The 11937-nt window shown below is 40.2% G+C and carries 4 protein-coding genes; all 4 read right to left on the bottom strand.

Going from position 1 to position 11937, the window contains the following annotated elements; all coding sequences use genetic code 11:
• Nucleotides 1–24 precede the first annotated feature (24 nt).
• The 4 genes from ACYRY3_RS37670 to ACYRY3_RS37655 all read right to left on the bottom strand — a co-directional run bounded on the left by ACYRY3_RS37670 (nt 25) and on the right by ACYRY3_RS37655 (nt 11929).
• A complete protein-coding gene (locus tag ACYRY3_RS37670) occupies nt 25–2031 on the bottom strand; it encodes a carbamoyltransferase family protein (protein ID WP_460206845.1) in 2007 nt (668 codons plus the stop codon).
• Nucleotides 2032–2123: 92 nt separating this feature from the next.
• Nucleotides 2124–3185 carry a glycosyltransferase family 2 protein gene (locus tag ACYRY3_RS37665; RefSeq protein ID WP_460206844.1) on the bottom strand — a complete coding sequence of 354 codons (1062 nt, stop codon included), beginning with the start codon at nt 3183–3185 and terminating at the stop codon, nt 2124–2126.
• Between the two features lie 122 nt (nt 3186–3307).
• On the bottom strand, nt 3308–7207 hold the full coding sequence (locus tag ACYRY3_RS37660) for an amino acid adenylation domain-containing protein (RefSeq protein ID WP_460206843.1): 3900 nt from the start codon (nt 7205–7207) through the stop codon (nt 3308–3310).
• Between the two features lie 12 nt (nt 7208–7219).
• On the bottom strand, nt 7220–11929 hold the full coding sequence (locus tag ACYRY3_RS37655; protein WP_460206842.1) for a condensation domain-containing protein: 4710 nt from the start codon (nt 11927–11929) through the stop codon (nt 7220–7222).
• Nucleotides 11930–11937: the final 8 nt, after the last annotated feature.

Below are 11937 nucleotides of genomic sequence, written 5' to 3'. Positions count from 1 at the left end.
ATGATTCAAGTCATGTCAGGCACATTAGTGCGCGGGTTGCAAAATAATGAAACGGTTTTCCCAAATTTTTATCATTTCCTCAGTTAATGTTTCTAATTTCTCCTGAGCTAAATTTAAACTCGTGGCAATTTTCTCAATCGTTGATTGGCGATCGCTGTTCTTCAAAACATTATAAGCCTCAGAACTAATTAACAAAGATTTACCTTTGTCATAGTTAAAGTAAATTTCGTGGGATAAGGAAGCTGGTTCTTGAGAGTTAAAAACACTTGTTTCTCTCAACCGCACTGAAGGAAGTACACCGACCGTCATATTTTGATAGTAGTCCTTCCAGTTAACATCTGACTTGACAATTAAAAAATCATTGATGACCAAGTAATTTAGTTCAGTTGTGAGGAAACAAGTGATAGCATCCGAACATGAATTAACAATTGGTTCTACATTATTATTAAAAGAAGTATTCAAAACTACGGGAACTTGAGTAATTTTCCCAAACTCGTTAATTAAATTCCAGTATTTTGAATTAGTGGTTTTTGAAACAGTTTGAATCCGAGCCGTACCATCTATATGAGTGATAGCACCTAAAAGCTGCTGTTTATCCTCCTTAACCTTCACAGCGAATACCATATATCCAAAAGAAGATGTCTGTTGTGGTAAATCAAAAAATTCGTCTGCAGCTTCAACAAGTACAGAAGGAGCGAAAGGACGATAGCTTTCCCGCTTTTTCACCATTGCATTAATGCGTGTTTTATTTTCGGCTACTCTCGGATCGGCTAAAATACTTCTATTACCTAATGCTCTTGGACCAAACTCTGCTTTTCCTTGTACCCAACCTATAACTGCACCTTCTGCTATGAGTTTTGCAACTTCAGTAGAAGTATTTTCCATGAGTCGAAAATCAATAAATTTCTTCCACTTGTCTAAAACAGATTGAACTTCATCTTTTGAGCCAACATCAGAACCCCAGTAGACATTAGTGAGTGGTAAAGGTGCAAATTGATTATTATGAATTTGGTCTACTATCATCGCCGCCCCAATGGCAGAACCTGCATCGTGAGATGCTGGATGGACAAAGATTCTCTCAAAAAGCTCAGTATAAAGAAGTTTGCCGTTCATAGAACAATTATGTGCGACTCCTCCTGACATACACAGTTTTTTGTGCCCTGTCACTTTTTGCCAATAAGTTAGAATATGCTTGGTTATCGTTTCTAATGTTTCTTGTAAACCCGCAGCAAAATCCTTGTGGTCTTGGTTAAACTTTTCTCCTTTACGTCTGGGAAGAAAACCTTCAGTTAAAAAGAGTGAATGCATATTCCAATGGTCTAGATGGTACCAACCATTTGGCAGTAGCTCATATAAAGCTTTGAAATACGATCTAAATCGTTCTGGATTGCCGTAGGGAGCTAATCCCATGACTTTATATTCATCGAATAAGGTATAACCAAGTAACTCTGTACCAGCTTGATAAAAATCTCCAAGTGAAATTTCTATGGGGTATTTCTTGAGAATTTTTAATTGTTTACCTTGACCATTTAAAACAGTGATTGACTCACTTTCACCCCTTCCATCCGTAACAACAACCAATGCTTCAGAAAAGCCGGAGTGAAAATAGGTAGAATAAGCATGAGCCAAATGATGAGAGGTGAAAATCAGTCTTTCCGAAGGATATTGATAATCAAACTCTTTTTCTAAAAGCTCAATGATTAATTCTCGAGCATATTTTACAGTAGTGTTTTTAGCTTTGATATATTCAAGATTTAACGAGTTATCGACAAATTGTTCATTGAAATAAAATCCGATATAATCAATATCAGACAATTTAACTTGATACTGTTCTAAGCAATAACGGATGCTCTCAAGACAAAATTTGTTGGTATGTTTAATTCGATTTAGACGTTCTTCTTCAGCTGCTGCAACAATTTTTCCATTCTCCATTAAAACAGCAGCCGCATCATGATAATACCAAAATGGTAAATTAGGAATAAAGTCTTGATCGATCTCTGAAAAACAGCCGCTCAATCCAAGAATTAGCATTGTATTTCTCTCTTTATTAAAAAAGTTGAAAAAATCTAACAGCGATCGAGTTCTAGAAAGCAATCACAAGAAATCAGTTAATACTGCCATCTTCACAGTGAGTGAGAGTAAATGCTTATTTCTGTAAGTAACTTAGATGGCTTTACTATCCGACAGAACAAATCATTTTCCATACAGCTTTTAATATCTGCTGCATTATTTATGACAACACGTTTTTCATAAAACTCTTTCGCAGCTTTCTTATTACCACTCATAACTATGTCTCGAGCTTCCAAATGAAAAGAACCCATGGCATTGGCAATGTCAATCTTGCCGTACCATTGATTGGGAAATAAGCCTAAAGTTTCGTACTTTTTCCAAAAGTTCTCAAATCCGTTACAAGGGTAATGAAGAATCAAGGGGCTAGATACATTTGTCTGCCACTGTGGTATTTGTTTTTGCAATATCGGTAATTTAAATCCACAGACCATTATCGGCAATTGAAATCCATGTACACCCCATGGTAAAATCTCCTCACTTAACGCAGCTGCCGTCTTACCATTATTATAAAAAAGAAAGAAATCGTCTGGCAACTGTGGAATTAAGTTAATAATTTCTTTCTGGTTTTTACTTAAGTAGTCCTTGAGTTCTCCTCTATAGGTACTCCTATAATTTTTTTTGAATAACGTTACATTTTTGAAATAGTCTTCAATATCAGCACTCTCAGGAATTGCCTCAAAATTTCTATATCTCGCGTTGAAAATTTTTTTATCTATCAATTCTTGAAAGTGTTCTGATACTGTCTGATGAGGTGAATAAAATAGCTCGTCGCTATCAATGTGCAATAGCCAATTTAAATGTTTTTGTCTTGCTAATTGGATTGCTATCTCAGTATTGACAATCTGTCTGGCCATTACCTCAGAATTAAGATACTCTCGGATTTCCTTGTTATGTTTATATGATAATGTTTGTTTCCATTTATCTTGAAGCTCATCGTTATTAAGAATAACACTCACTTTTGCAAACTTTTTAGCTTCATTAATTGAAGGGTCTTTTGGATCGTCAAAGAAAAGAAAAATATGCTCAAATCCAATAGAGAGATGATAGGTGAGAAAGGAGGTGATACTGTTGCTAACATTTCTTAATGTGGTAACAATTGCAACTTTTTGTGTCATATTTATCTACTGTTTAACTTTCAATTTTGAAACATTCCCATACTTAATAAAGGGTGGCTCTGTAGTAAGTGAGTTAGTCTTTATTAGTAAGTATGGGCTTGAGTGCTAATGAATTCGCTATCCTAAAGACTTAGCTCCACAGTGACTTGTGTTTTACAGCTTTCTTTCTCATCCATAAAGTTAAGCGCTCTAATTTCTATTTCTGGATTATTAAGCACCTGGTTAAAGATGGTTATGAATGCCTGTCTGAGGAAATAGATTGTTTCTTTCCGGAACAAATTGCAGTTGTAAGCTAAATAACCCTCAATACTATCAACACGTTTTTCAAAATAAAACCACAAATCACTGACAGCAATCTTTTGCTCGCGATCCAATGGTATTTGGGTAAGTTTGAGGTTGGAAAGTGTAATTCGATCTAGTTGCGAGCCGATTTCATCCATCCAGGTATAACCCACATCAAAAACAGCATTTCTGCTAGGGTCTCGCGGAATATCTAACTCCTGTACTAAATGATGAAAGGGATATGCTTGATGGGCAAAAGCTTCCAACGCTGTCTGCTTTATCCTTTGCGTCACATCAATAAATCTGTCTTGTCCGCTAATTGTGTCTCTCAAGACAACCGTGTTGAGATAAAGACCAATCTGAGTTTCCCAATCAATCTGGGTGCGTTCAGAAACTGGTGTGGCAACAATGATATCTTCTTTTCCCGTGTAACGATAGAGTAACGTTTTGAGAACTGCCAGAGCGATCGCAAACTGGCTGACTTGCTGTTCCTGGCTGAATTTTTCCAGGTTTTGGAGCAAGTGAGAAGACAGTGTCAGGGGTACGATCGCACCCTTGAAAGTTTGAATTGCTGGGCGTGGATAGTCGGTAGGCAAGTCTAATGGAAGAGAACCGCGTAACTTTTGATGCCAATAGGCTTTCTGTAGCCGCGCCCTGTCACCATTCAACAAAGCATTCTGCCAAGCTGCATAGTCCTTATATTGAAACTCCAAAGGTTTCAGTGGATTGTCCTGTCCGTCTCTATAGGCTTCATAAAGAGTTGTTAACTCTTGCAAAAGCAATCCGATAGACCAGCCATCAAAGATAATGTGGTGGGTATTGAGCAGTAATATATGCTCCATTTGTCCCAACCGCAACAATTGTACCCGTAAAAGGGGTCCCTTTTCCAGGTCAAAGGGTCGGGCTACTTCTTCTTCCATAATTGACCACGCGGTGCTCTTGGGATCGGCTTCCCCGCTCAAATCGCGCTCCCCCAACCAAAAATCTATATCTTGGTTAATCCGCTGTCTCGGCTCACCATTGACACAGATGAACGTCGTCCTTAAAACCTCTTGCCTGCTTACTATGGATTTAAATGCTTTCTGGAGTGCCTGCTTGTCCAATTGCCCTTCCATGAGCACAGCGCCAGGAATGTTGTAGCCGACCGCCGCACCTATTTGAGCGGACAACCATAACTGTTGCTGGGCAGGAGAAAGGGCATAATGGTCTGCAAGGGGTACTTTCTCAATCGCAGTCAATGACTGCATCTGTTGTTTCCCTTGAATCACCTCAGCCAGTTCTTTAACACTCAAGTTGGCAAAGATTTCTCGCCAATTGAGTTCTACTCCCAACCATCGACTCACCCGAGATGCCATTTGAATTATCTTTAAGCTGTTGGCTCCAAGTGCTAGAAAATTGTCTTTTATACCGATTTTATTTTGGTTGAGGATTTCTCCACAAATTTCCACCAGTTGTGCTTCTAATTGCGATCGCGGTGCTTCATACTCATATCCCAAAGACTGCTTGAGTTCTTCAGGTTTTGGTAGTGCCTTTCGATCCAACTTTCCATTTGCCATCAGAGGCAATCGCGACAGACGTATAATGTGCTGGGGAACCATATAAACTGGTAACTTGCGAGTTAAATGAATTCCCACATCTGCTACGTTGAGATCTGTTGGGCCAACAACATAGGCAACCAGTTCTTTATCACCTTCACCCAACTCATGAGTAATAATTGCTACTTCACTAATTCCATCGCACTGTAACAATTGCTGCTCAATTTCTTGAAGCTCAATCCGATATCCTCGGATTTTGACTTGATTATCTTTTCTTCCCAGATATTCTAACTCTCCCTCTGGCAGCCATCGTCCCAAATCACCAGTGCGGTAAATTCGTTTTTCTTCACTAAAGGGATGGGTAACAAATCGCTGTGCCGTAAGTTCTTGGCGATTCCAATAACCTCGGGCTAAACCTTCTCCACCGATGCAGATTTCACCTGTGACTCCTACAGGCAGAAGTTCAGATTCTTCATTTAAAATATAAATTTGAGTATTAGCAATTGGTTTACCTATAGTAGTCTTTTTTACACTACATTCGGTTACCGTACACCCAACTGTTGTTTCTGTAGGGCCATACTCGTTATAAACCCGCATCTCGGGATTGCGCTCTTTGAGTACTTGGACGTGGTTCGGTTTAAGTTCCTCGCCACCCACAATCACCAATTCGATATTGCTAGGGGTCACCGGAATGTAGTTCAATATTTGAATGTGCGAAGGAGTTAACTTGATGGTATCAACCTCCGTGTCTGCCCGAAAACAAGTTTCCAAAACCACTTCCGGAGAATTCTCCTGATAAATATACAGTGTTTTGCCCCGTAGTAAAGGCAGGAATATGGTGGTGACAGTCAAATCAAAGGCGGGTGAAGTAAACAACGCCATATTACCCAGTTTGGGATTTACAGCAAAGTAATATTTGCTTGCCCAGTAGAGGTAGTTCATCAAACTGCTATGTTCTATAGCAACTCCCTTTGGCAATCCAGTCGAGCCGGATGTATACATGAGATAGGCGAGTTGGTTGGGATGGGTAGACCTTTTAGGATTTGTTGCCAGTTTCGTCGGAATCTCCCTAATATCCACTAACTCAACTGTTCCCAGACAAGCCCACAGTTCCTGTTGGCTGGTGTCGCTCAAAATAATTTGACAGCCGCTGTCTGCAACCATATACTGGATGCGTTCAAAAGGAAGTTCCGGGTCGATGGGTAGGTAAGCTCCTCCTGCTTTCAACACACCAAGAATAGCAATAATTAAATATTCCGAGCGTGTCAGAAGCAAACCTACTCGATTTTCAAACTCAATTCCATTGGTTTTTAAATAAGCTGCAACTTGATTTGCTCGTTGATTTAAATCGCGATAGCTTAACTTTCGCTGTTCGCATACAATGGCTACTGCGTCTGGGTTAAGCTCAACCTGCTCCTCAAACCAATCGATTACTTGCTGATGTTGTGGATACCAAGTTTGCGTCGCGTTAAATTCCTCTACCAAAGTTGTCACATCAGATGCAGATAGGAGTTTAACGTTGCCTATTGTATCGTCCGGATGCCAAAGTACAAACTCCAATGCACGAAACACGGTTGCGGCAATTTGGTTAATTATTGTCTCGTGAAACACTCCATCTTTGTAAGCGATCGAGAGGCTATATTTTCCGAGGGATTCTTCAATATGAAACAACAGTGGAACTTTATCCGTTAATACACGACTTTGGTTTAATCCAGAGTAACTAAACCCGACTTGGAACAGAGCATCAGAATCGTAGTTGTCATTCAATCGCCCGAGCAAAGCATCCAGATTGTAGTCGTGATGTTTATGCGTTTTATTAACCGTAGTCTGAATAGTATGAAGGAGACTCCGAATAGTAGCTTCTTGTTGAACTGGCAATCGGAGAAATAGTATGCTATCTTTTTCTTCAATTTTTTGCGAACTAAAGAGTTTAGGAGTCACTAACAGTATTTCTCTCGTTCCTGTATATTTTGACAGGACTATGGATATTGCTGTTCCTAATAATACATAGACATTGGTTGCTATACCTTTGGTGATTTCATTTAATCTGTCATTAATAGATTTGGGAAATGGAGATAAGTGGTACTGAGGTTCGCTTGCTGTGTCTTCCTTGCCTTTCAATGGAACAAACACATAGGGTTCAAATCCTCTTAACTGGTCAACCCAGAAATCTTCAGAGACAATTCTCTGGATATCTATTTCCATGTTAGTGACTTCCTAAAAATCAAGGTTAAATACAAGTTCTGTCTCAGTTTCTTCTTGAGAGGTTTTGATGTTTAAATCGTCAAGTTTCTTCTCCGGAGAAGCAATAATATCTACCACCAGAGCATATAATCTTTGTTTCATCAATTCAATACGTTCTGGTTTCCACAAATCCGTTTTATATTCAATATCCAGTTGAAGTTGTTCATTGGTTTCAGTAAAGTTAAATATTAAATCGAATTTACTAGCTAACACAATGTTCTGAAATACTGATACTAAAAGTCCTTCCCGTTGAGTATCAGTTTGTGGCTGGTTGTGCAACACAACTTGCACTTCAAACAAGGATGAATGGGCAATGTGCTCCATCTGCTGTAATTCAGAGACGAGAGCATCGAATGGGTATAAGGCGTTGTCAAAAGCTTCTAGGAGAGTTTGTCTAACCAGGTGTAAAATCGATAGGAAGCTTTGATGTCCTGCGATCGCATCCCGGAGAACAAGGGTATTGATAAAGTAGCCAAGCTGTCCTTCCAAAGCGGGATGAGGACGGTCGGCAAAGCTAGCCCCCACTATGATATCATTTTGTTGAGTCATGCGGTAAAACAGGGTTTTGACGATCGCAACCAGCATGATGTATAAACTAGCACTATACTTGCGACTCAACTGATTTAAAGCGGCTGTCAGCGAGCTGTCAAAGACAAGACTGATAACACTCCCATTGAATGTAGCGGTTGGGGAACGAGGAAAATCGGTTGGTAAATTAAGGGCTGGTTGGGCATTTGAGAGTTTGTTGAGCCAATAATCTCGCTGTTTGCATACCCTATCTGTTTGCAGAAGCCGATTGTGCCAAGCAGCGTAATCTTTATACTGGATGGGTAACGGGGGTAGTTGGGGTTCGGTTCCTAACTTATATGCTTTGTAGCAATGAAACAACTCTTGCTCAAAAATTTGCAGAGACCAGCCATCTATAATAATGTGATGAATTGTAAATAAAAGAACGTATTTAGCATCTGATAATTTGAGCAATTTTAAGCGCAGGAGGGGTCCTTGTGTCAAATCAAAAGGTTTCCCAGCTTCCTGAAGACTATACTCGCAAGCTTGCAGTTCTGGATTCTCATTTCCTGTGAGGTCAATGAATTCATAGGGAATCGATACTGCATCGTGTACGCGCTGTCTTGGTTCATCCTCCACTAAAACAAACGTTGTTCTTAATGACTCATGACGAGCTACTAATGCCTTAAAAGCGCTATGCAGAGCTTGAACGTGTAAATCGCCTTCTAAAAGTAAAGACATAGCAAGGTTATAGGCAATAGCGCTAGAGTCCATTTGACTGTGAACCCAAAGACCGCGCTGAGCAGGAGAAAGTTCATAATCGAGAAACTGTGGCTTTGCTGTTGATAGATCGGTAGGTGCTTGTAGGGGCACAATGGGAGGCAAAGGTTCCGTTGTTCTTCCTCTAATTTGTGCCGCTAGGCTAGCTACAGTTGGTGCTTCAAACAAATCACGCAAGCTGACATCTACAGCAAGAGTAGATTGAATTTTGGAAACGAGTTGTACTCCTTGCAAGCTTTGGAGACCTAAATCGAAAAAATTGTCATGCACGCCAACCGCAGTTTTTCCTAGCGTTTGTTGCACGCACTGGGCGATGGCTTGCTCTGTTGAGTTTGAAGGAGCCACAAAACTCGTTTGTTTTAGAGAAACTCCTTTGATTTCCTGTAAAGCAGAATAGTCAATATCTCCATCTGGAGTACGCGGAATTGTTTCGACCCGCATGAGAACAAAAATCTCAGGTTCGGGCAGCAAAGTTTTTAAGATATTTTCTAGTTCTTGAAGAACTTGTATCTCGTTTGTTGTTGAAGTGATATAAATTTGAAGTTCTGTCTTTTGCGTCAGGTCAAGAGACTGATTTTTAACCACAACAGCTTCTTGTACTTGGGGGCAAAGTTTAAGTGTAATCTCAATCTCCTTTAAAGTCATTTGGGTTGCGCCAACCCATATCAATTCGTCCAGACACCCGTGAATTTCGATGCTTTTATCTGGCAATTTACAAGCTTGCTCACCCGTCGGAATCAAAATCCCTGTTTGCTGCCATAATGGATGCTCAATATACAGTTCTCCTAACACCCCCACTGGCTGCTCTTGGGCGTAAGAGTCGCGAACCGTAAACCACATTTCACCAATGGGATCACCAAGGGAAACAGGTTGGCTTCCTCTCTCATACTGCTCATTGGATAGTGGCGTGAGTTGCTTAATTGCATTCGTTAGGGGAACGTTTGGCGATTTGTAGACTCTGTATAATTCCACTAAGGAATCTGAGGAAGCTAAAGATGCTGTAATTTGCTTGAGTTGTTCGTAGTTAACCTTGCCGCTATCCAGGATAATCCATCTTTGCTTCTTGCCAATTAATAGTTCTGGGTTGGCTTGAAATGCTTTCACCAAAGGCAGGAAAGTTTCTAAAGATGCGATCGCAACACCGTTAGTCTCATGGCGATAAGCATCAGGGGTATCTACACTTAAGGAAGCACCAACACTCAGGGCATGGAATAAAATATCAAAATTTTCTACTCTTCTATATCCATTAAGTATGGATACTTGCTCTTTTGCAGCTAAAGGAAGTACTTTCTGCAGACTTGCTATATGACGACTCAGAGCTAAATAACTAAGTGACAAATGGTTTGCCTTGGGAAGTGTTGTTGAGTACCATAAGTCAAGTTTATGATTCTGATTAAGATTATCCTTGCTGTTTTTTGAGATGGTTTGCCAATCGGTATCAATAACTATCAGAGGATTGTTATGGTTAGGTAATGAATCAGCCAATTGTGAATCTGTCAACAACAAACTTCCCGCCCATTTGTCCATCTCTGCCCGCATTTGAGTGGTGGAAAGCCCAGGTTGAATCAATGCTAAGCTCTTTCCTGCTTTAAAAATAGCAAGTATTGCGATCGCTAACTGGATGGGATGTTGCACGTAGAGCAACACGGGACGTGCGGTCGTTTCTTGGGCTGTTATATACCGTGCTAGTTGATTAGCCCGATGATTTAAAACTTCATAGACAATAGATTCATTCCCAGATGCGATCGCAGTTGCATTGGGGTTGCGGTTTGCTTGGCTTTCAAACTGCTTGTGAAGAGGCTCAACATCCCATATCGTGCTTGCTAATGGTAAGACATTGGAATTCTTATCTTGTTCTGAAATGAGTGGTAATTCATACAATCGGCTTTTGGGTGCATTGATGATACCTTGCAACAAGGTAACAAAAGAGCGGCACCAGTGAATAATAGTCCGATCATCAAATGAATCAGTTTGATAAAAGAATTCTAGAATAAACTTATCTTTAAACTGAAGACCGTTGAAACTTAAATAATACTTTGTAAAATAAACCGGACTTGGTACGAGCATTGCGTCCAAACCGTGTAGTGTTGGTATATCGGCAACTTTGTCAACGTTAAAAGTGACTAGCACCTGTGGAATGGTGAGTGTTTGAGAATCCAACTCTCCGATTCCGTCAGTAAAAAAGTAGCTTTGGTGTTCGTAGGTATCAAGCAAAGTCTTTTTGAGATCTGCTAAAAATTCGGTAAATATTAATTCCCGAACTGGGTTGCTGACGATTGGCAACACTGTGCTGCAGTGTCCTACCAAATCCTTAGCTCCAGATACCACTTGTCCTGCTGTGGGAATCCCCACAACTAGCCTTTCTTGACCGGTCAGCCGTGATAGAAAAACCTTCCAAGCTGCCAGAAGTGTCATAAAAACTGTGACTCCCTGAGCTTGGCTGAACTGTTTTAGCTTGTCATAAAATCTACTGTCTAGCGTAGCTGTTTGACGCTCACCATTGTATTGCCGGACAGATCGAGGATTTGCAGGCAAGGTAAGGTTTGGGATGGAATCCTGCAATTTCGACCGCCAATATGCGGTATCATTCTGCACTTGGGAGCTTGTTGGCAATGTCTTTAGCCAGTCTAAATAACGCTGGAAAGATACAGGTTCTGGTTTGTGCAGCACCGTTTGGGTGCAAAGCGCCGAATAAAATTCAGCTATCTCCTGAACCATGACTTCTATTGACAATCCATCTGCAATAATATGATGGAATACCATGACCATCATGTAGTCCTGTTGGTTCAGTCGGGCTACTTGTAGTCGGAAGAACGGACCTTGAGTTAGGGGAAATGCTTCAGATATAGCAGTTTCCAACCAAATATTTAACTGTTCTTGTTTAGCTGGCTCCGATTCTCTAGAAAGATCCAGGTAAGGAATATCAACTTGCAAAGTTGAGGTAATGGTTTGCTCTTCTCCGTTAATACTGATAATTCGCAAAGCATCCCGCCGGTGAACTAAAGTCTGTAAAGCTGCTTTTAAAAGCGGTAGCTGTAACTCTCCGCGCAATCGCAAAATGACTGATTCATGATATGCTGCTGATTTATCTGTCCCCAAACTTGATAAAAACCAGAGGTTCCTTTGCCCTGGAGAAACAGGAACGGTAATTTCTTCTGGAGGTTCTGGAGTTTTTAATATTTTAATAAGTTCTTTAGAATCCTTGTTTTGTGAAATCTGATTCTCTTGATTCTCCTGTGATTTAATTGTTAACTTCTGACCTTCAGAAGATCTCACAGGATTTTTCCGCAAAGTTTTTTCTATGAGGTCTAATTGCTGATTTATGACCATCAATTGCTGCTCTATTAAGTTTTGTGCAGCTAAGTTTAGTTTTTTGTGTGAATTTTCGTATTTCATATTTTAAC

It is taken from the genome of Scytonema sp. NUACC21, from assembly GCF_054684315.1.
This window is presented reverse-complemented; position numbering and strand designations above follow the sequence as displayed.

What these genes read in the sequence shown, in the direction of transcription:
- ACYRY3_RS37670 (WP_460206845.1), bottom strand. Translation starts at nt 2,031, where the DNA reads ATGCTAATTCTTGGATTGAGCGGCTGTTTTTCAGAGATCGATCAAGAC.
- ACYRY3_RS37665 (WP_460206844.1), bottom strand. Translation starts at nt 3,185, where the DNA reads ATGACACAAAAAGTTGCAATTGTTACCACATTAAGAAATGTTAGCAAC.
- ACYRY3_RS37660 (WP_460206843.1), bottom strand. Translation starts at nt 7,207, where the DNA reads ATGGAAATAGATATCCAGAGAATTGTCTCTGAAGATTTCTGGGTTGAC.
- ACYRY3_RS37655 (WP_460206842.1), bottom strand. Translation starts at nt 11,929, where the DNA reads ATGAAATACGAAAATTCACACAAAAAACTAAACTTAGCTGCACAAAAC.